Annotated in this window: 14 protein-coding genes; 7 read left to right on the top strand and 7 right to left on the bottom strand. The window is 71.9% G+C overall.

Annotated features, from left to right (window positions below):
- Window positions 1–28: 28 nt before the first annotated feature.
- From ACFSVL_RS10750 to ACFSVL_RS10725, 6 genes are read left to right on the top strand one after another with little or no spacing between them, the layout of a single operon-like run.
- On the top strand, window positions 29–553 hold the full coding sequence (locus tag ACFSVL_RS10750) for a VOC family protein (RefSeq protein WP_378302997.1): 525 nt from the start codon (window positions 29–31) through the stop codon (window positions 551–553).
- Entirely contained in the window at window positions 540–1,523 is a 984-nt protein-coding gene (locus ACFSVL_RS10745; protein WP_378302995.1) for a hypothetical protein, read from the top strand. The genes ACFSVL_RS10750 and ACFSVL_RS10745 overlap by 14 nt, the downstream gene beginning before the upstream one ends.
- Window positions 1,524–1,530: 7 nt before the next feature.
- On the top strand, window positions 1,531–2,544 hold the full coding sequence (locus tag ACFSVL_RS10740; protein ID WP_378302993.1) for a class I SAM-dependent methyltransferase: 1,014 nt from the start codon (window positions 1,531–1,533) through the stop codon (window positions 2,542–2,544).
- A gap of 36 nt (window positions 2,545–2,580) precedes the next feature.
- On the top strand, window positions 2,581–2,979 hold the full coding sequence (locus ACFSVL_RS10735) for a cupin domain-containing protein (RefSeq protein WP_378302991.1): 399 nt from the start codon (window positions 2,581–2,583) through the stop codon (window positions 2,977–2,979).
- 38 nt (window positions 2,980–3,017) lie between these two features.
- Complete coding sequence (locus tag ACFSVL_RS10730; RefSeq protein ID WP_378302989.1) at window positions 3,018–4,784, top strand: gamma-glutamyltransferase family protein; 1,767 nt, start codon at window positions 3,018–3,020, stop codon at window positions 4,782–4,784.
- A gap of 14 nt (window positions 4,785–4,798) precedes the next feature.
- A complete protein-coding gene (locus ACFSVL_RS10725) occupies window positions 4,799–5,467 on the top strand; it encodes an FMN-binding negative transcriptional regulator (protein WP_378302987.1) in 669 nt (222 codons plus the stop codon).
- A 330-nt stretch (window positions 5,468–5,797) separates the two neighbouring features.
- On the opposite strand, the gene ACFSVL_RS10720 is transcribed toward ACFSVL_RS10725, so the two are convergent.
- The 7 genes from ACFSVL_RS10720 to ACFSVL_RS10690 all read right to left on the bottom strand — a co-directional run bounded on the left by ACFSVL_RS10720 (window position 5,798) and on the right by ACFSVL_RS10690 (window position 21,241).
- The gene (locus ACFSVL_RS10720) at window positions 5,798–9,556 is read right to left on the bottom strand and encodes a non-ribosomal peptide synthetase (protein ID WP_378302985.1); all 3,759 of its coding nucleotides are present in this window, start codon (window positions 9,554–9,556) and stop codon (window positions 5,798–5,800) included.
- Window positions 9,556–14,520, bottom strand: a complete 4,965-nt coding sequence (locus ACFSVL_RS10715) for an amino acid adenylation domain-containing protein (RefSeq protein ID WP_378302983.1) — start codon at window positions 14,518–14,520, stop codon at window positions 9,556–9,558. The genes ACFSVL_RS10720 and ACFSVL_RS10715 overlap by 1 nt, the downstream gene beginning before the upstream one ends.
- Window positions 14,521–14,561: 41 nt before the next feature.
- Window positions 14,562–16,355 (bottom strand): ABC transporter ATP-binding protein, encoded by a 1,794-nt coding sequence (locus ACFSVL_RS10710; RefSeq protein ID WP_378302981.1) that lies wholly within the window; start codon window positions 16,353–16,355, stop codon window positions 14,562–14,564.
- Window positions 16,352–18,172: an ABC transporter ATP-binding protein gene (locus ACFSVL_RS10705; protein ID WP_378302979.1), complete on the bottom strand. Its 1,821-nt coding sequence runs from the start codon at window positions 18,170–18,172 to the stop codon at window positions 16,352–16,354. Before ACFSVL_RS10705 ends, ACFSVL_RS10710 begins: the two co-directional genes overlap by 4 nt.
- A 78-nt stretch (window positions 18,173–18,250) precedes the next feature.
- Window positions 18,251–18,478 carry an MbtH family protein gene (locus tag ACFSVL_RS10700; RefSeq protein WP_378302977.1) on the bottom strand — a complete coding sequence of 76 codons (228 nt, stop codon included), beginning with the start codon at window positions 18,476–18,478 and terminating at the stop codon, window positions 18,251–18,253.
- Window positions 18,475–20,238: a SidA/IucD/PvdA family monooxygenase gene (locus ACFSVL_RS10695; RefSeq protein WP_378302975.1), complete on the bottom strand. Its 1,764-nt coding sequence runs from the start codon at window positions 20,236–20,238 to the stop codon at window positions 18,475–18,477. The genes ACFSVL_RS10700 and ACFSVL_RS10695 overlap by 4 nt, the downstream gene beginning before the upstream one ends.
- A 31-nt stretch (window positions 20,239–20,269) precedes the next feature.
- Window positions 20,270–21,241, bottom strand: coding sequence for a fatty acid desaturase family protein (locus ACFSVL_RS10690; RefSeq protein WP_378302973.1), 972 nt, complete (start codon window positions 21,239–21,241; stop codon window positions 20,270–20,272).
- Window positions 21,242–21,522: 281 nt separating this feature from the next.
- On the opposite strand from ACFSVL_RS10690, the gene ACFSVL_RS10685 reads away from it, so the two are divergent.
- Window positions 21,523–22,548, top strand: coding sequence for an IopA (locus ACFSVL_RS10685; protein ID WP_378302972.1), 1,026 nt, complete (start codon window positions 21,523–21,525; stop codon window positions 22,546–22,548).
- Window positions 22,549–22,793: the final 245 nt, after the last annotated feature.

Here is a 22,793-nt window from a genome sequence, read left to right as displayed (position 1 = left end):
CCGACGGCCGCCGAATCAGGAGAGCACCTTGGCCACCACCACATCTGACGTGGTCCGCCCGGCGCCACTGGCCGGGGCGATCGACCACGTGGGCATCCAGACGATGGACCTGGAGAACGCGGTCGCCTGGTACCAGGAGTTCCTGGGCGGCACCGTCTCCTGGGAGATGAACGACGGTTTCTCCCCCCTCAGCAGGCAGCGGCTGCCCGGGCTGGCCCGCGTGGTCGAGGTGGCCGCGGGAGACATCCGGCTGCACCTGTTCACCCGGACCGCCGGGAAGCACGCGCCGCCGGCCAGCGAAGCGAACCAGTTCCAGCACCTGTGCATCCGGGTCGGCACGGCCGAGCAGCTTCGGCTGTGGCGGCTGCGGTGGATGGAGCTGTACGAGTCGGGCCGCTACACCTTCGTCCGCGACGAGCCGGCCACCGAGATCGACATCGACGCGCAGGGCATGCAGAGCTTCTACGCCTACGACGTCAACGGCCTGGAGGTCGAGTTCACCTACCAGCCGGACGCCGCCGAGGGACGGGACAGCGCCGATGGATCCGTTTGAGACACCGGCCGTCGTCACGGACTTCCCGGGCGGGAAGGAGTGGGAGTTCGGCGGTCATCCCTACGGGTTGGAGCCGCTGGCCCTGCCCGCGCAGTGGCTGCCGCGCACCGCGGTCCTCGACCCGGCGCGGGTCGGAGCGCTGCGGAGCCAGCTCGCCCAGGTGTCCCCCGCCGCTCTCGACCACCTGCGCCCGGACGGCGACGAAGAGATCGACCGGCTGTTCTGGTTCCGGTGGATCACCGCCCATCAGACCACCTTCCTGATCTGGCAACAGCTCGCGGCCGTCCTCCAGGAGATCGAAGCCGCGCCGGGCGAAGTCCCGGAGCTTGCCGAGCAGGCGCGCGTGCTGGTGTGCGGCTATTCGCTGCTGCTGCTCTACGCCAGCTCCGCGCCCCGCGACATCTACGCGCGGGTCATCCGGATGCCGATGGCGCGCCAGCACGTCAATCTCAGCGGCGCATGGGCCCGGGACTACGCGCCGGTGCGGCCGTTGATCGTGGGCAAGACGGCGTTCGCCCCCGGCGGAGCCACGGACGCCCTGCGCCGCGAGTGCGAACTCAACGAGCAGGTCCACGAAGGCATCCCGGACAAGGTGCTGCCCACGGGCGTGTCCTCGCTGCTGCGGAGTCCCCGGCCGAAGGGCGGCAAGCAGTTGCACCGCACCACGTTGCGGTGGCTGTACGACGGCATCTTCCTGACCACCCGCTCGGCCGTCTCCCAGCACACGCTCGCCTGCCAGCTGGTTCGCCGGCTGCACGCCGTTTTCCTCGACGTCACCGCGAACGGCCTGTACCCCGCCTTCGCATCGAGCGCACAGGACGAGCCGCCGCTGCTGCGCACCCCGGAACTGATGCAGCGCAAGGCCGCACTGGCCGACTGCGTCCTGGAAATCCTGTGCCTCGCGGGCGCGCCGGCGAGCCAGTCCCACCCACCGACGACCGTCCGGGCTAGCTCCCGATCCGAGAGTTGAGGTTTACATGACCGTCGTGCCGAACACCTCGCCCGAGGAATCGCGATATTGCGCGGACACCTTCAACGGCGCCGTGGCCGCGGCCGCCCTCAGCGCGGCCTGGGACATCGGCCTGCTGGAGGAACTCGCCGAGCGCGGCGCGGTCGAGCTGCCCGAGTTCACCGCCCGCACCAGCACCCATCCGGACGGGGTCCGCCAGGTCCTCGCCGCGCTCTCCAGCCGCCGGATCGTGGTCTTCGACGCCGGAGGAGAAGTCGTCCGGCGCGGGCCGGGATTCGACGAGGCGTTCCGGACCAGGGGCTTTTTCTACTGGCTGACCCGGGGCTGCGGCGAGCTGTTCACCGACCTGACCACGCTGGTCCGCGTCGAGGAGGGCGCCGACCGCCAGATGCGCCGGGACGCGCGGGCGATCAGCGTGGCCTGCCGGAGCATCGCCCGCAACTTCTTCGACCCGCCGCTGCGGGAGGTCCTCGACGGCCTCGACTTCACCACCGTCGCCGACCTCGGCTGCGGCAGCGGCGACCGGATCATCATGCTGGCGCGCGAGCGGCCCGGCGTCCAGGCGATCGGCGTCGACATCGCGCGGGGCGCGCTGGCGGTCGCCGGCGAGGCCGTCCGGGAGGCGAAGCTCGAGGACCGGATCACGCTGACCCAGGACGACGTCCTGGACATGCTGCCGCGGCCGGAGTACGCCGACGTCGACCTGGTCACCTGCTTCCTGATGGGCCACGACTTCTGGCCGCGGGACGCCTGTGCGAAGACCCTGCAGCGGCTGCGCGAGATCTTCCCCAACCTGCGCGGCCTCATCCTCGGCGACACGTGCCGGTCGGTGGGCGTCGAAGGCCCGGACCTGCCGATGTTCACGGTCGGGTTCGAGACCGTGCACGCGATCATGGACCAGTATCTGCCGACGCTCGACGAGTGGTACTCGGTCATCGCCGAAAGCGGCTGGCACCTCGCCGACCAGCGGCTCATCGACCTTCCCGCGTCCAGCTTCATCTTCCACCTGACCCCGGCCTGACCCGGCCCGATCCCCGCCGTACCCGGAGGAACGTCCATGGACTCCCGTCCCGCACCCGCCGCCGCACCCTCCTCCCGGACCGATCTCCCGCTGTTCAAGGAGGTTCCGGGCCATCACGCGCCGACGCCCTTCTACCTGACCGACGACATGTACGGCGGGCTGGCGTTCGAGCTGGCCGGCGGCGAGCTGAGCGACAAGGTGGACAAGCCGGTCGCCGCCCCGCACACCCACGAGGTCCCCGAGATCTACCTCCTGCTGTCCCCGAACCCGGGCGGCGGCGTCATCGAGGTGGTCGCCGACGGCGAACACCACCTGCTCAGCTCCCCCGCGACGTTCTTCATCCCGGCCGGGACCGTGCACCACTTCGTGACGCGCAAGGCCGAACCCGGCACGTACTGCCTCGGCCTGCTGCTGACCGGGACGGCCGCGCGATGACCGTAATGCGCCCTCAGCTCACCGGGACCTTCGGCGCCGTGGCCGCGACCCACTGGCTCGCGTCCGGTGTCGGCATGGACATCCTCGACCGCGGCGGCAACGCCTTCGATGCGGCGGCCGCCGCGGGCTTCGCCCTCCAACTGGTCGAGCCGCACTCGAACGGGCCCGGCGGCGACGTCGTGATCTCCGTCTACGAGCGCGCGACCGGCAAGGTCCGCGTCATCTGCGGCCAGGGCCCCATGCCGCAGGCGGCGACCATCGACCGGTTCGCCGCGCTGGGCATCAAGCAGATGCCCGCGGCGGGCCTGCTCCCCGCGACCGTGCCGGGTGCCTTCGGGGCGTGGACGCGCCTGCTCGCGGAGTTCGGCTCGATGCCGCTGGCCACCGTCCTCGAACCGGCGATCGGCTATGCCTCCAGCGGCTATCCGCTGCTGCCCGCCGCCGCGTCGACGATCGCGACGATGGCCCCGCTGTTCCGCACCGAGTGGGCCGCGTCGGGCCGCACCTACCTGCCCGGCGGCGAGGCTCCGCTGCCCGGCTCCCGGATGCGGAACACGACGCTGGCCAAGACTTACGAGCGGCTGATCCGCGAGGCGCAGGCCGCGTCGAACGACCGGGTGGCCCAGCTCGAAGCGGCCCACCGCGCCTTCTACGAGGGCTTCGTCGCCGATGAGATCGACCGCTTCTCGCGGACCACCGACGTGTTCGACTCGACCGGCGGCCCGCACCGCGGCCTGCTCACCGGCGACGACCTGGCGGCCTGGCAGCCGAGCGTCGAAGAGCCGTACTCCTTGGCGTACGGGGATTACACCGTCCACAAGCCGGGGCCGTGGTCGCAGGGACCGGTTTTCCTTCAGCAGCTGGCCATTCTCTCCGGCTGCGACCTGCGCGGCATGGGGCTGGGCAGCGTCGAGTACATCCACACTCTCGCGGAGGCGGCCAAGCTCGCGTTCGCCGACCGCGAGGCCTGGTACGGGGATCCGCTGCAGACGCCGGTTCCGCTGGACGAACTCCTGGCCCCCGAATACACCGCGCAGCGTCGCGCGCTGATCGGCGACCGCGCGAACCTCGACCCCGAACCCGGCCGGGTCGGCAGCGGCGAGCCGTGGATCCCGCAGGCCGAACCGCCGGAGGAGCCGGGAGCCGACGAGCCGGACTGGCTGACCCAGCTGCGCAGCGGCCTGCCCACCGTGACCACTGCCGTGCCCCGCGCCGGCGCCGGAAACACCTGCACCGTCGCGGTCGTGGACCGCTGGGGCAACCTGGCGGTCGCCGTGCCGAGCGGCGGCTGGCTCAAGAGTTCGCCGGTGATCCCGGAGCTCGGCTTCGCGCTGGGCACCCGCGGCCAGACGGCCTGGCTCACCGAGGGGCACCCGAATTCGCTGGCCCCCGGACGGCGTCCCCGCACGACGCTGAGCCCCACGGTCGTGCTGCGCGACGGCGAGCCGTTCCTGGCGTTCGGCACGCCGGGCGGCGACCAGCAGGACCAGTGGACCCTCCACGCGTTCCTCGCGATCGCCGAGTTCGGGGTCGAACCGCAGGAGGCGACCGAGATTCCGGCCTGCAACATCGGCCACTTCGCGCAGTCGTTCGCGCCGCGCCTGTCGAACCCGGGCTCGGTGATCGCGGAGCGCTCGTTCGGCCCGGAGGTGCTCGCCGAGCTGGAACGGCGGGGCCACCGGGTCGCCGCGGTGCCCCCGGGCACCCTCAGCAAGGTCTGTGCCGCCGGCGTGGACCCCGCGACCGGCTTCGTCCGGGTCGCGGCGGGCCCGCGCGGGCGCCAGGCATACGCGGTCTGTCGCTAGTGAGGCGGTAAGCCATGTTCGTGCCCAGCCACTACCGGATCGAAGACGAGGTGTGGCACCGCCGGATCATCGACGGCCACCCGCTGGCGACGTTCACCACCAACGGCGAGCACGCGCCGCTGGCCACGCGCCTGCCCGCGCTCGTCGCACCGGGCGAGCCCGAGTCCGGTCCCCTGCCGGGCACCGAACTGGTCGGCCACCTCAACCGCGCCAACCCGCACTGGAAGGCGCTGGCGGACGGCATGCACGCCCGGCTGATGTTCGACGGGCCGGGCGGCTTCGTCACGCCCGCGGTCTACCCCGGCGACCCGGCCGCGCCGACGTGGAACTTCGCGGCCGTGCACGTCTGCGGCCGCCTCCGGCTGGTCGACGGGCTGGAGGCGACGCTGGACGTGGTCCGGTGGACAGCCGCGCGCCTGGAGGGCCGTTTCGGGGCGGGCTGGGACCAGGCCGCGTCGGTCGACTACTTCCGCCGGATCGTGCCCGCCGTCGGCGCGTTCCGGATGACGGTCGACTCGGTGGAGGCTCTATTCAAGCTCAGCCAGGAGCAGCCGGAGTCCGTGCGGGAGTCGGTGATCCGCCGCTACGAGTCCGACGCGAGCGGCACGGGCTGGCCGCTGGCGCGGCTGATGCGGGAAACCGGGATGGGGCAGGCAGGAGGGTCGCCCGCCTGCCCCTGCTGAACCCGGTACCGCCAGGGGCATCAGCCGCGCGGGCACGGTCCGCTGACTGTCCACAAAGGACGCCAGGGCCGCCGAAGTGCCCGATTGATACCCGCACGCCCCTGCCCGAAGGTCCGTGAAGGGAACCCTGAGGGAATCAGCGTCTGTGAAGGTTCCCCTCACGGACCACGAGTCCTGCGCCCGCCGACCCGTCACGAGCCGCACCGGCCCTGGCCAGCCCCTTCGACCTGAGCAGACCAGCCGCCACGGCACCCACGGCGCTGCTCTGCGTCCCTGGCATCGGCGACAGGGCCGCGCCCGGCCACCCCGGCGGGGGCGGCCGGGCCCGGTTCAGATTTCCTCGTAGCCCGCCCTCCGGGCGATCGCAGCGCTGATCGCCTCGGCCAGCTGGTCGGCGTGCTCCTCGTCGAAAAGGCTCAGGTGGTTTCCCGTGATCTCGCTGGCCGTCACGTCGGCGACAGCGGACCAGCCGCGGTCGCCGTCGAGGTAGCCGGCCGGGAACGGCGGCGCGTCGGCGGGCAGCGGGTCGCTCGCGCGCAGCAGGTCCACCTCCGCCGGGTAGGGCTTCGGCCGGTAGTCGAGGAACGCCGCGCGGTTGCGCTCAACCGTCGCGGTCAGCTCGTCCATGCGGGCGGTGGCGGCGTCAGCTCCCTCCAAACGCAGCACGTCGAGTTCCAGGACTGAACGGCGGACTTGCTCGGCATCCTCGGCCGTGGACATGAACGCGGGCGGCGCCCAGGTGTCCAGCATCAGGGTCGCGGCGACCTGCTCGCCGCGGTCCAGCCAGCGGCGGGACATCTCCAGCGCGACGCCGCCGCCCATCGACCAGCCGGCGACCACGACCGGGGCGACGCCGCGCACCGCGTCGACTTCGGCCACGTAGCGGGCCGCGATCTCCTCGATCGACGACGGCGGAGCGTCGGGCGGCGACTGGAGCGCGTACACCGCGAACTCTCGCCCGAGCCGTTTGGCCACCTGGTAGAACGGCAGCACGGAACCGCTCGCGGCGTGCACGAAGACCACCAGCAAAGCGCCGGGATGCTCGACCAGTTTCACCAGCGGCTCGACGCCCGCCGCGGTGCGCATCGCGCCCAGCGTCGCCGCCAGCGCGCGGACTGTCGGGCCGGTGAACACGTCCTGGACGCTCGGCTCCAGCCCGAGTTCCTTCGCGCATTCCTCGATCAGCTTGAAGACCAGCAGCGAGTGGCCGCCCATGTCGAAGAAGCTCTCGGTGACCGAAACCGTGTCCCGGCGCAGGATGCGGCTGAAGATCGCGGCCAGCCGCGCCTCCAGTTCGGTCTCCGGCGCGTCGGTGCGGTCGGCGTCGGTGGCGTCCGCGTCGCGGTCCCGGAGGTCGAGCAGTGCGGCCACGTCTATCTCGCCGCCGCCCTTCCGGGGGATCTCCTCCACCACCGTGACGGTCTCCGGCATCAGGTACTCCGGCAGTCGCACGGCGGCACCGTCGACGAGTCTCTTCACGGACAGCTCGCGTTCCCCGTCCGGCACCACGAAAGCGGCGAGGCCACCCTCCGGGGTCGCGGCCACGACGGCACGCCATACCTCGTCCTGGTCGGCGAAGGCCGCCTCGATCTCGGCCAGCGCGACGCGCAGACCGTGGATCCGGACCTGCCGATCGATCGGGCCGAGGTGTTCGAGCACGCCGTCCGCCCGGCGCCGGCACAGCTCGCCGGTCCGGAACATGCGGGTGCCGGGGGCACCGAACGGGTCTGGCACGAACCGGTCCGCGGTCAGCGCCGGCCGCCGGTGGTATCCGCGGGCGAGGCCGATCTCGCCGCCGACGTAAAGCTCGCCGGCCACACCGATCGGCACCGGAGCCAGTGCCTCGTCCAGCACGTAGAGGGCGCGGTGCGCGACCGGCCTGCCGTGCTCGGTGATCCGTCCGGTCTCGGCGGGCCCGTACCCGGCGACCAGGCTGCCCGGGAACCCGGCCAGGTCCGGTGCCATCGACGGCACGACCGAAAGTGTCGTCACTCCGTACGTCTCAACGTAATCCGGCAGCAGTCGCGGATCGCGGAGCACCTCCGGCGGGGCCAGCGCGACCGTCACACCCTGCGACAGCGGCCAGAAGCAGTCCTCGGGCTTCGCCAGGAGCGTCACGTCGCCGATGTCGAGCGGATGGTCTTGCTGAAGCTGCATCAGCTCGGCAAGCGCCCCTTCGACCGGGTACGCGATCGCGGGCGGCCGGTCGGTGCCGTCCTCCGCGTACCGCAGGCAGAACAGGTCCCGCCCAGTTTCCTCGACCGGCAGGTCGTCGGCGGACCCGCTGGCCCACGGGCCGGGCTCCGCGAACGAAAGCACCCGCCATGGTCCGGCTGGCACACGGCCCGCTGTCGCTCCGTCGACGAGCACCACCGCCGGGGCGGCCTCGTCCAGCATCGCCCGGAGCCGGACGTCCTCCGGGTCAAGCATTACGTACGGCGTGCCAGCCTTGGCCGCGGCAACCAGCGCGACCGTCTGGTCTGTCCCCGGGGAAAGGCAAAGCGCCACAACGGGATCCACGTCGCGAAGGAACCGCGCCAGCCGGTTGGCCCGCGCGTTCAGCTCCGCGCAGGTGAGCTGGCCTTCCGCGCCGCGCACCGCGATCGCGTCCGGAGTGCGCCGGACCTGTTCCTCGAACGGCTGCGCCAGCGTGCGATACGGGAGGTCCGGGACTGGCCGGTGCTCCGGCTCTGCCAACGGCAGCAACGGCAGCTCGAACGCTCGCGCGTCCGGCTGCTCGGCGGCCTCGGCCAGCAGATGCTCGAGAACGCCGGCGAACCGGAGCGCGGTCTCCCGATCGAACAGGTCGGCCGCGTACACCAGGAGCCCGCCCAGGCCGTCGCCGTCCGGGAACAGGCTCAGTGCCAGGTCCCACATCACGGAGTTCGTGTTCAGCCCGACGCTCTTCCCTGCCGACCCGCCTCCGCCGACCGGGTGCGCCAGCGTGATCATGGTCTGGAACACCTGGTGCACGCCGGAAAGCCGGGGCAGCCCCAGTTCGGCCACCACCCGGTCGTACGGCACGGCCTGATGGTCGTGGGCCTCCAGGAGTCCCTCGTGCACCCGGCGGACGACCTCGCGGAACGTCGGGTCGCCGGACAGGTCGGTGCGCAGCGGCACCGACCGCACGAAGCAGCCCACGATCGACTCGGCGACCTCCTCGTCCCGGCCGGCCAGCGGGACGCCGACGTGGATGTCCCGCTGCCCCGCCATCCGGGCCAGGAAAAGCTTGTACGCGGCCAATACGACGACGAACAGGGTGACCCCGTCGTCGGCGGCCAGCCGCTGCAGCCGCGTCAGCAGCGGAGCGGGGATCGTGACCGGCACGGTGTAGCCGGCGCGGCTGGCCCTGGCCGGGCGGGGACGGTCCCGCGGCAGGTCCAGCACCGGCAGGTCGCCGGACAGCTTGCCGGTCCAGTAGGCCAGGTCGCGTTCGATCCGCGCCTCGTCGGTGTGCTCGCGTTCCCAGGCCGCGTAGTCGAGGAAGCCGACCGGCGGGGGCGGGTCGAGCGCCCGGCCGGCCAGCAGCGCTTCCAGCTCCGCCATGACGTGCTGCCGGGACAGCCCGTCGGCGACCAGGTGGTGGAAGTTGGCCGCCAGCATCGTGCGCTCGCCGGGCAGCGCGAAGCCGATGATCGCGAAGAAACACGGCTCGTCGAGCGGGATCGGGCGCTCGACCGCCTGGCCCGCGGTCTCGGCGGCCTTCTCCGCCGCCTCGTCCGCCGGCAGGTGCCGCAGGTCGTGCCAGGTCACCGGCGGCTCCAGCCGCCCGCAGTCCTGCTGCATCGGCACCCCGTCGCGCTCGAACATCCGCACCCGCAGGACGTCGTGCCGGGCCATCAGCTCCGCCGTGGCGGCGCGCAGGGTCTCGAAGTCCAGTGCGCGTTCCAGGGTCCGCAGGTCCGGGATGCTGTACTCGCTGCTGTCCGGGTATTGCCGGCAGGAGAACCAGATCCGCGCCTGCGACGGGTTGAGCGGAACGGCGGTGCCGCGCGGCACCGGGGCGATGCGCGGTGCTTCGGCCGCGCCGCCCCGTTCGCGCAGCATCTTCAGGAGCAGGCGCTGTTTGTTGGTGTCCAAAGGTGCCATCAGAGTGCTCCGTCCGCGTCGCCGAGCCGCTCGGCGACGTCGTCGTCGGACAGCGTGGCCACTTCGGCGGCCAGCGCCGTCTCCAGGCAGGAGGCGACGCCCGCGATCGTCGGTGCGTCGAAGAACTGCCGGACGGAGATCGCCACCCCGAACCGGGTCTTGATGCGCTGCAGCAACTGCAGGGCCGACAGCGAGGTGCCGCCGACGGTGAAGAAGTTCTGGTTGCGCCCGAGCTGGCTGACCTGCAGCAGGTCGCACCACACCTCGGCGACCTCCGCCTCGATCAGCGAGGCGACCTCCGAGGCGCTGGTGCGCGCCTCCCGGTCCCGGATGGTCGGCACGGGCAGCGCCCGCCGGTCCACCTTGCCGGACGGGGTCAGCGGCAGGGCGTCCACCTTCACGTACACCGCGGGCAGCAGGTACTGGGACAGGTAGCCGGCCACGTAGTCGGCCACCTCGGGGACGAACGCGTCCGGGGCGACCAGGTAGGCCACGATCTCCTTGGCGCCGGGCTCGTCCTCGCGGACCACCACGACCGCCCGCTCGACCGCCGGATGGCGCTCCGCGACCGCCTCGATCTCGCCGGGCTCGACCCGCACTCCCCTGACCTTGGCCTGGCCGTCCGCGCGCCCGGCGTAGTGCAGCACGCCCTCGTCGTCGAGCCAGGACAGGTCGCCCGTGCGGTACAGCCGCTCGCCCGGCACCACCGGGCAGGGATGCGGCAGGAACCGTTGCGCCGTCAGCTCCGGCTGGCCGAGGTAGCCGCGGGCCAGGCCGTTCACCCCGGCGACGTACAGCTCGCCGACCACGCCCGGCGGCACCGGAGCCAGCGCCCCGTCGAGGACGTACAGCCGGTAGCCGTTCACCGCACGGCCCATCGGGACGCCGCCGTCCGGCCAGGAGCGCCCGGTCCAGAGCGCGACTTCCGAGGTCTCCGTCTGGCCGTACGCATTGTGCAGGTCGACGTCGAAGTGCGCGGCGAAGCGCTCCAAGAGCGCCGCCGGCACCGCCTCGCCGGAGGTCTGCACGCAGGCGAGGTCCGGGTACTTGGCGGCCGGAACGGTGGCCAGGTACATGTCCAGCATCGACGGGACGAAGTGGGCCAGCACCGTGCCCGGCTCGGCGAGCAGCTCGGCCAGGTACGGCACGTCGGTCTCCGAGCCCGCTTCGGCCAGCTCGATGGTGGCTCCGGCGGCGAGCGTCGAGAAGATCTCCCAGATCGCGACGTCGAAGATCAACGGCGTCTTGTGCACCACGTGCTTGCCAGGCTCAAGCTCGTACCGCCGGGCGATCCACTCCACCCGGGACGCCGCGCAGCCGTGGTCGATCACGACGCCCTTGGGCCGGCCGGTGGACCCCGACGTGTAATAGACGAAGGCCGTGTTCCGCGGGTGGATCCGGACCGCACCGCGGCCTTCTCCCCCGTTCGGCGCGCCCGGGTCGACGACCGGCAGGCCCTCCAGCCCGGCCGGTGGCGTCCCCGCCGCGACGACCGCCGTCATCTCGCAGTCGGCGGCCATCCAGCGGAGGCGTTCGGCCGGGTAGCCCGCGTCGAGCGGCACGAAGCCGGCACCCGTGCGAAGCACCCCGAGAACGGCGGCGATCGACTCCACCGAGCGCGGGACGCACACTCCGACCACTGATTCCGGCCCGGCACCCGCCGCCGCCAGCGCGGTCGCAATCGCCTCGGCGCGGGCGTCCAGTTCGGCGTAGCTGACCGAACTCGTCCACGCCTGCACGGCCACCGCGTCCGGGTCGCGAGCCAGCGCGGCGGCGAAACCGTCGTGCAGGAGCGTTTCGGCGGCAGCGCGGTCCTCGTGGCCAGCGTTGATCGCGGCCATCTGCGCGGCGGCCGACTCGGCGGGAAGCAGCGGCAGCTCCGCGAGCGACGCCGACGGGTCCGCCAGCGCGGCTTCGAGGAGCGTCACCAAGCCGTCCTGCCAGCGGTCGGCGGACGGGCGGTCGAACCGGCGGTCGGCATACTCCACCTCGCCGGTGAGCGTCCCGCCGTCCGTCCGCAGCGTGCAGGTCAGCGCGACCTTGGCGGTGCCGGAGTGGAGCTGCTGCTCGGCGATCTCCAGGCCGGCGATCTCGCCGCCGCCGTCCATCGGGGTGGACTCGAAGACGAACATGGTCTGGAAGACGGGGTTGCCCGCGGCGTCCCCGCCGCGGTCCAGGCCGCCGACCATCTCCGCGAACGGCAGGTCCTGCCGCGACAGCGCTTCGGCCAGCTCCGCGTCCGTGCGCTCCACCAGCTCCCGGAACCGCATGCCGGGGGCGAACCGCATCCGCAGCGGCACGGTGTTGACCAGGTACCCGACCAGGTCCTCGGTCCCGGGCCGGACCCGGCCCGCCATCGGGACCCCGACCACCACGTCGTCGGCGCCGCCCGGCATCCGGTGCAGCGCGGCGAGGAAACCGGCCAGCAGCACGCCGAACCGGGTGGATCCGCACGCGCCCGCGACCCGCTCCACCGCGTCCAGCTCGACGCCGGCGAGCCCGAGCGGGATCGCGAACCCGGACTGTCCTTCGGCTCCGGTCGGCTTGCCGGGCTCCGGCGCCGGTGCGCCGCCGTCGAGCTGCTCGGTCCAGTACTGGCGCTGGGCGTCCGCTTCCTCCGAGCCCAGCCAGTTCTCCTGCCAGGCCACGTAGTCGGCGAACCGGATGGACGGAGCGGGCAGCGGCCGGTCCTGGTACAGCGCGGCGAACTCCCGCCAGAACACTCCCAGCGACCAGGCGTCGAAGGCGCTGTGGTGCACGTCGAGCAGCCACAGGTGCTCCTCGTCGCCGACCCGGTAGCAGGAGGACCGCAGCAGCGGCCCGGCGGACAGGTCGAACGGCCGCGCCGCCTCGGCCTCGGCCAGGCGCACCGCGTCCGCGTGGCCGGCGGCGGAAACCACCGCGGTGCGGACCGGTTCCGGCGGCCGGAGCCGGGACCAGACGCGGCCGTCCCGGTCCGCGAGCGTGGTCCGCAACGCCTCGTGCCGCTCCACCAGCGCAGTGAGCGCGGCGTCCATCCGCGCGAAGTCGAGCGGTCCGGAAATCCAGTAGCCGAGGGGAACGGCGTAGGTCGCGGCGCCCTGCTGCAGCTGGTCCAGGTACCACAGCGCGGCCTGGCCGCGCGAGGCCGGACGCCACTCGCCGTGCTCGCCAGCCGCCGCGGCGATTCCGCCGCTGGCGTCTTGCCGCCGGGTTCCCTTGACCACCGCGGCGAGGGCGGTCACGGTCGGCGCGGAGCGCAGCCGGTTGAACGTCAGCGCGGCACCGGTGGCTTGGGCGATGCCGCTGAGCAGTTGCAGCCCGCGCAGCGAATCGCCGCCAGCCGCGAAGAAGTCCTCCTCGGCACCGGCCGGGCGGCCAAGCACGTCGGCGACGAGCCGCGCGACGACGCCTTCCAGACCGGGCGACGTGACCGACTCGGACTCGTCGGCGTCGGCCGGGGCGGGCGGCGGCGGCAGCTGGCTCGGCACCACCTTGCCGTTCAGCGGGGACCGCGGCATCCGGTCCATCCAGACGACGGTCTGCGGCACCATGACGGCGGTCAGCCGCTCGGCCAGCTCGGCGCGCAGCGCGGCGTCGGCCTCGGGCGTCTGCTCCCCCTCGACGTAGGCGATCAGCCGGTTGCCGGACACCGGGTCGTCGGCCGTGACCACGACAGCGTCGTGGACGCCAGCGCAGGCCCGCACCTCGTTCTCCACCTGGCCGGGCTCGACCCGGAAGCCGCGGATCTTGACCTGGCGGTCGGACCGGCCGAGGAACTGGATGTTCCCGTCCGGCAGCAGGCTGGCCCGGTCGCCGGTCTGGTACATCCGCGAGCCGGGCGGCCCGAACGGGTTGGGCCAGAACCGGTCGGCGGTGGTGGACGGCGCGCCGAGATAGCCGCGGGCCAGGCCGAAGCCGGCGATCCACACGTCCCCGGGTTCGCCGTCGGGCACCGGCCGCAGGTCTTCGTCGAGCAGGTGCAGGGTCACCCCGGGCAGCGGCCGCCCGATCGGCACGAGCCCGATGTCCGGCAGATCCGCCGGGTCCGGCCGGTAGGTGGTGCAGCTGATCGTGGTCTCGGTCGGCCCGTAGTCGGCGACGAAGCCCACCGGCCGCGAGCCGACGACCTCCAGCCACGCGGCGAGCCGGTCCATCCGCATCTTGTCGCCGCCGGCGAACACCGTGCGCAGGCTGGCGGGCAGCGACACGATCCCGGCGACGAGGTCGTCGGTCCACTGGTGCCAGTAGTTGCTCGGAAGGCTCACCATCGTCGCCTCGCGGGCGGCGATCAGCTCGGTCAGCTCGACGCTGGTCGGCCGGGCCATGTCCGGCAGCACGACCGCGGCCCCGGCCAGCCACGCCGGCAGCACCTCCTCCAGCGAGGCGTCGATGTGCATCGAGGTGAACTGGAGGAACCGGTCATCGGCCCGCATGCCCAGCTCCGCCCGGATCGCGGTGGCGTGCCCGATCAGGCTGGCGTGCGAGATCCCGACCGCCTTCGGCCTGCCGGTCGAGCCGGAGGTGAAGAAGCAGTAGGCGAGGTTGGCCGGCCACAGCACCGGAGCCGCGGGCCGGTCGGCCGGGCCGGTCAGGTCGGCCAGGTCGGCCAGGTCGACCACCTCGAAGCCGGAACCCTCGAACTCGCGCTCCGGGTCGTCGCGGAGCACCAGCTCGGCGTCCGCGTCGGCCAGCATCCCCGCCACGACCTTCGGCGGCAGCGAGGGGTCCAGCGGAAGGTAGACGCCGCCCGCCTTCCACACCGCCAGCACGGTCACGAGCCAGCGGGCGGCCCGCTGCTCCACGGCGACCCCGACCCGGACCTCCGGCCGCACCCCGCGCGCGGCGAGCCGGGCGGCCAGCGCGCTCGCCCGGTCGTCGAGCTGGCGGAAGGTCAGGACCCCCTCCGCGGAAAAGATCGCCGGCGCGTCCGGGGTGCGCGCCGCTTGGGCCTCGATCAACTGATGTACGCAGAGATCGGACATCGATCGCCTACCTCCATCCGTGCCGTAGGGACGAATTGCGTTCAGGCGGCCGCGCCGCCCGCCGTGGCCCGCCGCCAGCTGTCGTACAGGCCCGCATAGACGCCGCCCGCCGCGAACAGCTCGTCGTGGCGGCCGCGTTCGACCAGCCGTCCGCCGTCGAGCACGATCACCTCGTCGGCCCGTTCGGCGGTGGCGAGCCGGTGCGCGACGGTCAGCGACGTGCGGCCCGCGGTGAGCCGGCGCAGCGCCTCGATGAGCGTCAGCTCGATCCGCGGGTCGACGGCCGAGGTCGCCTCGTCGAGGATCAGGCAGGCCGGGTCGGCCAGATGCGCGCGGGCCAGTGCGACCAGCTGCCGCTCGCCCGCGGACAGGCTCTCGCCGCGCTGCCCGACCGGGGTGTCCAGGCCGCGCGGCAGGCTGTCGAGGAACGCGCCCGCGCCCAGGTCGCGGAAGGCGCGCTCGATGTCGGCGCGAGTGGCCGACGGCCGCCCGTACCGGACGTTCTCCTCGATCGTGGTGTCGAAAAGGAACGGGTCCTGCGGCACGACCACCACGCGCGAGCGCAGCGACGCGGTCGCGATCTCCCGGACGTCCACGCCGCCGATCAGGACGACGCCCTGGTCCGGGTCGGCCAGCCGGGCGATCAGCTTCGTCAGCGTCGTCTTGCCCGAGCCGGTGGCGCCGACCAGCACGACCTGGCGGCCGGCCGGCACCTCGAACGACACGTCGGTCAGGGCCGGGGCCGCGTCCGGGTAGCCGAAGGTGACCTCCCGGACGGCCACCGCGGGCGGGCCTGAGGGCAGCTGCCGTCCGTCGGCGGGCTCGGCGACGTCCTCGGCGATGTCCAGCAGCGCCAGCACGCGCCGCCAGCCCGCGGCGGCGTTCTGCGTGTAGTCGATGACCTGGGTGAACTGCGTGACCGGCCCGAGGAACACGGTCACCAGCAGGAGGAACGCGACTAGTTCGCCCGCGGTGTGCCCGCCCGACGGGCCGATCGCCAGCCCCACCGCGACGACGCCGACCACCACGATCGCGGCGAACAGCTCGGCGAGCGAGAACAGCACGCCGCCCAGATAGCCGGCGCGGGTCTTCGTGTCCCGCCACCGGTGGATGGTCGACCGGGTCCGCCGCAGGCTCGGCGCGGTGATGCCGTAGGCGCGGATGACGGCCGCGCCCTGGATCGTCTCCGAGAGCACCGTGAGCAGATCGGCGACACGGCTCCGGACCGCGGAATGCGCGACGCCGAGGCGTTTGGTCAGCACGACGATGAGGACCACCAGCGGCACGATCAGCACCACCACGACCAGCGTCAGCCAGAGGTCGTAGTACGCCATGCCGACGAGGGCGGCCAGCATCGCGGCACCGTTCACCACCCAGGCGACGCCGCCCCACTGCAGGAACTGGCTGAGGGTCTCGACGTCGGAGGTCACCCGGGACACCAGCTTCCCGCGCGTCTCGGCCGAGTGGTAGGCCACGCTGAGCCGGTGCACGTGGGCGAAGGCGCCGACCCGCAGCCCGCACAGCGCGCGTTCGCTGGCGCTCGCGAGCCGCACCAGGCTCAGCCAGTTGATCAGGGTGGTGCCCACCACGACCACCGCCACCAGCGCGCCCAGGCGAAGCAGCAGGCCGGTGTCGAGGTGCCCGGAACTGAGGCCCTGGTCGAAAAGCAGCTGGATGAGGACCGGGATGGCCAGCTTGCCGAACCCGCCCGCCATGGCGAGGGTGATCGTCAGGGCCAGTCCTTCGCGGATCTCCGGCATCACGGCGAAGCCCCGGCGGAGCACCGCCCACGTCGACCCGGCGAGGGTGTCGGAGTCGGCGGGCACCGCGTTCACGACGCCACCCGCTCTCGTTCGTAGGCCCGGGTCAGCCGGTCATAGCCGTCGAGCCGCAGCAGCTCCGCGTGGGTGCCGATGCCCGCGACCCGGCCGCCGTCGAGGTAGACGACCGAGTCGGCCAGCGCCAGCGTCGCGGCGCTGCTGGTGACGACGATCGTGGTGGTGGACGGCAGGCTTTCGGCGAGCCCGCTCATGATCTCCTGGCGGGTGGTGGCGTCGACGGCGGACGTCGCCTCGTCCAGCAGCAGCACTCGCGGCCGCCGGACCAGGGCGCGGGCCAGTGCGACCCGTTGCTGTTCGCCGCCCGACAGCGTCATCCCGCGCTCGCCGACCCGGGTCGCCAGCCCGTCCGGCTGGCTGTCCACCAGCGCCTTGATCCGGGCCAGCCGGAGCGCTTCGTCCAGCCGTTCCCGGTCGGCGTCGGAAAGACCTTCCGCCGAGTCGGTGCCGAAGTCGAGCAGGACGTTCTGGGCGAGCGTGCCGGCGAACAGGAACGGCTGCTGGAAGACGGCCGCGCAGGCCGCCGCCCGGTCGGCTTCGGCGACCCGGTACAGGTCGACCCCGTTCAGCAGCACCGTGCCGCCGGTCGGGGGCAGCAGGCCGGCCAGCGCCAGCAGCAGCGTGCTCTTGCCCGACCCGGTGCTCCCGGCGATCGCGACGGTCGTGCCGGCCGGGACGTCGAAGCTCACGTCGGAAAGGACCGCCGGGCTGTCTGGATAGGCGAAGCCGAGGCCGTCGACGCGCAGGCCGAGCGGTCCGTCCGGCAGCGGCTGCGGATCCGCGACCTCCGGCGGCGGAGTCTCGCGAAGCACCGTCTGGACCCGGCCGTACCCGGCGAGCACGCTCGGCACGTGCGCCAGGACATTGCCGATCAAGCTCAGCGGCACCCCCAGTACCGCGAACAAGGTCACGAAGCTGACCAGCGGGCCGACGGTGAGCGCGCCGCTGTTCACCCGCCACGCCCCGACCACCAGGATGACCAGCGTCGTGGCGTTCGGGATCAGGTCGACCAGCGAGTCCATCAGCCATTCCCGGACGGCCAGCTTGATCTTCGCGTCGCGGAGCCGCACGGACTCAGCAGCGAACCGGTCCCGCTCGGCGCCGTCCCGGCCGAGCGTCTTCACCAGGAACGCGCCGTCGAAGCTCTCGTGCGCGACTGCGGCCACGCGCCCCAGCTGCTCCTGCGCCTGTGCGGCAGGCCCGGCGCACCGTTTCTGGTACCCGTGGTTGACCAGCGACAGCGCCGGGACCATGGCGACGCCGATCACCGCCAGGATCGGGTCCACGGTCAGCATCCAGCCCGCGGTGACCAGGAAGACCAGGGACATGCCGAGCGCCTGCGGCAGCCGGGCGGGCAGGTCCGAGGCCGCCTCGGTGTCGGTGGTGGCGTGCGCCAGCTTCTCCCCGGTCGGGTGGGCCCGGTGATACGCCATCGGCAGCGCGTCGTACTTCTCGGTGACGGCTTCGCGCAGGGTGGCGTCGAACCGGGTCCGCGTCGCGACGGCGGTGCAGCGCAGGACGATCCCCGCCGCACCCCGGACCAAGCCGATCGTGAGCACGGCCAGCACCACCGCGAGGGCGGCGCCGGCGGCCACGCGGCCGGTCTCGAACCTCGGGATCACGACGCCGCTGACCAGCTCGCCGAGCGCGACGGACCAGACCGCCAGCCCCGTCCCGTGCAGGATCGAGGCGGTCAGTCCCAGGCTCATCGAACCCGGGTGGGCGCGGAAGGCGAAGAGCAGCAGCGCGCACGAGCGGCGCAGGAGCCGGGGCCGTTCCGCCATCGCGTCTCCCCCGTTCTTCGCCGTCGTCATCGCTGCTCGGAAACACGGAATGAGCCGGCATGGGTCCGGAGCGGACCCGGGACGCAGGACCCGGCTGCGTCCGCGCGCTCAGCCACTGTGTGTCCGTTGTTCTTCGGCGGACGCGCTCATCGCGTTCCGGAGGCTGGCCGGGCGCATGTCCGTCCACAGCTCGGCGATGCGCGACAGGCAGTCGTCCCGCGGCGCCGGCTCGCCGACCGGCTCCCACCCGGCGGGCACCGGGCGGTCCGACCGCCAGATCGAGTACTGCTCCTCTTCGTTGCGGACGATCAGATATGTCTCGTCGCTTTCGGTCATTTCTCGCTCTCGCTTTCGGCACGGGCCGCGCGCGGCTCCGGGGACAGGGGGAACCGGCCGGAAAGGGCCTCGATCTCGATCTCGATCCCGACCGACCCGCCGGGGCGCGGCACCGGGCCGACGCGGGCTTCGTGCGCCACCAGCCGGTCCCGGTCGGTCACCAGCCGGGCGCAGCCGCGGACGTCGATCGACAGCGGCTCGCCTGCCGAAGCTCCGTCCGGCTGGAACACCGCCAGCACCTTGCCGCCGTCCAGCAGCCGCAGCTGCGGGTCAGTCCGGTCGAGCACGCCGAACAGGACGCCGTTGCGTCCGCGATCGCGGTCCAGCACCAGCGGCAGCCGCGTCGCGACCGGGAATTCCCGCGGACCAGCACTCACCAAAGTGCCGGAGCCGCACCGGTCGATCAGCTCCGCCAGCGTCGCGGCGTCCGGCCCGCCGTCGCGCCGCGCCGGCGAAAACGCGCGGGCCTGTGACCCGCCGTCCTTGGCGATCGCGGTGATGATCTGCTTGGAGCGGAAGGGAAGCAGCGACAGCAGCGTGTCGCCGAGCCCGTGCGTCGCCTCGGCGAAGCCCTGCACGTACAGGCCGCAAGTCAGCTCCGCGGTGGCGCGCACCCGGTGCTCCCGGGAGACCACCGGCCGGCTGTCGCCGTCGGTCTTCAGATACGGCAGGACGTCGCGGTACATCTCCGGGTCCAACCGCCGCCGGTACCCGGTGGCCAGCACCATGCCGTCGGCGCGAAGGACGCTGGTCTCGCTGCCGAAGCGGCTCTCGACCCCGATCCGGATGCCCTCGCCCTCGGCTTCGGAGCTGGTCACCCGGGAGCCGCCGTGCACCAGGAGCCGGGTGCGGCCGCGCACCTCGTCGGCATACGCCAGCCGGTACAGGTCGTCGAGAAAGCCTTCCTCCACCACGCCGTAGTTGGTGGTGCGCAGGCTGGCGCCGGACACGCGCCGGTCCTCCTCGCCGCGAGAGTAGAAGTCGTCGGCGTTGGCCTCGAAGTACTGCTCGTTGGCGAACGGGTTGTTGTCGGTGGCGCGCAACGAATATCCCGGCAGGATCAGGTGGACGCGGGCGTTGCGGTAGTGGTCGAGGAAGTAGTGCGCGATCTCGCCCGCGCTCTGCCCGTCGCCGACGACCGCGAACTCCCACTCGCGGTCGTGGTCGGTGTAGGTCCGGGGAACCGTCGGCAAGAAAGCGCTGGAGTGCACGACATTCGGGCCAAGCGTCACCGCCTCCGGCACGCGGGGCACTCCGCCGAGCGCGTGCACCACGTTGCGGGCGTGGTATTCGACGGCTTCGCCGGTCGCGGTGTCGGTCGCGCTCACCCGGAACAGCGACAGCGCGCCGTCGTCGTCGCGGACCGGAGTCACCGCTCGGACAGCGGAGCCGTAGCGCACCATGTCGGCGAACTGCGCCGCGACCCACCGCAGGTAGTCCTGGAACTCCAGCCTGCTCGGCCGGAACTCGGCGAGGTTCACGAACTTTTCCAGCCGCCCCTTGGCTTTCTCGTACTGCAGGAAGGTGAAGGGGCTGGCCAGGTTCCGCAGGGACACCAGGTCCTTGAGGAACGAGATCTGCATCCGCGTGCCGTCGATGAGCATGCCCTCGTGCCAGCGCGTGTCCGGGGAGCGCTCCAGGAACAGGCAGCGGCGGTCCGGCGCGATCTCCTGCGCGGCGATCGCGAGCGCGACGTTCGACGGTCCGAAGCCCAGTCCGATCAGGTCGTAGGGCTCGTCCGGCGTGCCGAGATCGTTCACGTGCCGCTCCTTCCTCGACGTCCGCGCGGCCTCATTGGGTGGCCCGGGTCGCTGCGGAGCGTTCGGCGACGCGTTCGACGCGGCCGGTGTCCAGGAAGCCGATCACCGGCGGCACCGGCGAAACGACGCGGCCTGCCTCGTCGAGCTGCTGCTGGTACTGCGCCGCGACCTTCGGCAGCCGGGTCCAGTGCGTCGTGGGGCGCAGGTGGTGCTCCTGGTGGTAGCCGTCGTTGAAGGTCAGCCGGTTGTACAGCCGGCCGTAATAGCTCACCGAGTTCGCGTACCGGCTTTCCGGCTCCGCGCCGAAGTGCCGGTAGTAGTTCTGCACGTTGACCAACGTGAAGGCGATGGCCACCGACGGCAGGTAGCACATCACCAGCCACTGCCAGGAAAGGACGCCGATCAGCGCGGTGAAAATCAGCTGTGCCAAGCGGTCGTAGCGAACCTGGGACAGCTCGGACGCGCGCCGGACGGGGTGCCGGGTGGCCAGTGTGCGGAGCGTGGTCTCCCGGGGGCCGACGCCGCACAGCCGGCGCAGAGACGCCACGGTGCCCGCGAATTCCCGGATCGAGGCGACGAGACTGTAAGCGAGATATCGGAACAGCGGGGCGTGGTCGTCGTCGCGGCTGTAGCGGTAGGTGGAGCTGAAGTCCGCGGTGACCCCGTCGTGCTTGCGGTCGTTGTTGTACCGGTGGTGGTTGCGGACGTGGCTCAGGTGGTACGCCATCGCCGACTGCGCGATGTTCGCCGAGATCATCAGCGACACCACCCGGTTCAGCCGTTCGTCGGCGAACCAGGGCTGGTGCACGAACATGTGATTGACGATGAGCACCGAGTACGTGATCATGGCGACGACCACGGCCGCCGAGCCGATCCGCCACCACAGTCCGTCCGGCGTCAGCGCGGCCAGCGCGATCGTCACGGCGAACTGCGCGATGCTGAGCCCGAGCAGAATGGCGTCGGCCGGGCTGTTGCGCCATAGTCGTCGCTCGCGCTCGATCATTTCACCATCACCTTTCGTGGGTATTCTTCGACGCGGCGGGCCCGGTCCGGGCGGGGTGAATGCCGCTCGTGAAGACAGACCGACCGTACGCAGCGCCGACTGTGCGGGCGCAGTCACGTGAACCGGCGACACGCCGGGCGGGGGCCGTTTTACGGGACGCGGACGGCGAAGGACACGGCGCTAGGTTCCTTGGCAGGAGGTCCGGCCGGTTCTTGCCGCACTGCCCTTTTCCGCTTGCGATGCCGGCGTCGAGCCGAACGGTGACCAGCGAAGGAGACCACGTGGTACGGCCGAGCGAGCAGTTGACTCCCCAGACCTCCGACTATCTCGAATTCCTGGACCGGGGGAAAACGAATTACCTGCCCTATCTCATGTACTTCAACCGGCCGAATTTCCGCTCGGCCGTGATCAACACCGACGAGTTCGGCTTCCGGATCTCGCACGGCCTGGACGGCAAGGCGTCGGTGGGCGGGGAGCATCCCGGCGGGCCGGTGCGCCTGCTGGTGGGCGGTTCGGGGGTGCTGAGCTACGGCGCGACGAGCGACGCGACGACTCTGTCCTCCCGCCTCTGGACGAAACACGCGCCGAGCAAGCCCTGGCTCAACTTCGGCGCCCCGTACTTCAACTCCACTCAGGAATTGATGCTGTTCATGCTCTACCGGCACCTGCTTCCGCCGGTCGAGGAGATCGTCATCTTCAGCGGTTTCAACACCCTCGTCATGGCGCAGCTCGCCGGATTGCCGCTGCAGGGACAGGGCCCGTTCTTCTTCTGCAACGAGTACTTCGAGAAAATGGAGGAACTGCGGAAGCGGTACGCGAAGCCGGTCAAGGGCCTGCGGTGGCGGACCGGGGCGAAACACGAGGAGCCTGCTCCCGCCGCCCCGCAGGCGGCGACCATGATCGAGTCCGCCGTCGACCTGACGATGCGGCACCTCGACAGCTGGCTCGTGGTGGCGGGCGCGACCGGCGCCCGGGTGAGCTTCGTCCTGCAGCCGCTGGCCACCTGGCTGAGCAAACCGCCGTCCCGCCAAGAGAAACTGCTCTTCGACGAGTTCGACGAGTTCTCCGAATTCGGGGCTTGGGAGGAGCGCTACGGCGAGGTAGGAAGCATCGAGACCGGAGCCGCCTACGCCGCCGCCCTCGGCGCGGCCTGCGCGCCAAGGGGCGTCCGGTTCGTCGACATCAACTCCCGGATGTCCGAGGCGGCGGCCCCGTCGGACTGGCTCTTCGTCGATCGTGGGCACTGCACCGACGACGGCTACGACCTTTCGGCGGCTCTGCTCGCCGAAAGCCTCGAACTGTCGTAAGGCACGGACGTCGACTCGCGGGCGAGGGGAGGTGACTTCGCCGTGGCGCTTCTGCGGGCGATAGCCAAGTTTTTCCGGCGCAAGAAGAAGAAAAAGAAGAACGACGCGTCCATCTACCCGATGTTCTGATCGGACGCACGATCCGCCAGGCCGGTGAAATACCCCATTAATCCAGGAACGACCGTTTCTTCAAGTCTGTGAGGGACTCCCTGAGGGAATCTGATTCCCTCAGGGAGTCCCTCACA

Origin of the sequence: Amycolatopsis silviterrae, assembly GCF_042684085.1 — a bacterium.
In the GTDB taxonomy this organism is placed as follows: Bacteria; Actinomycetota; Actinomycetes; order Mycobacteriales; family Pseudonocardiaceae; genus Amycolatopsis; species Amycolatopsis silviterrae.
This window is presented reverse-complemented; position numbering and strand designations above follow the sequence as displayed.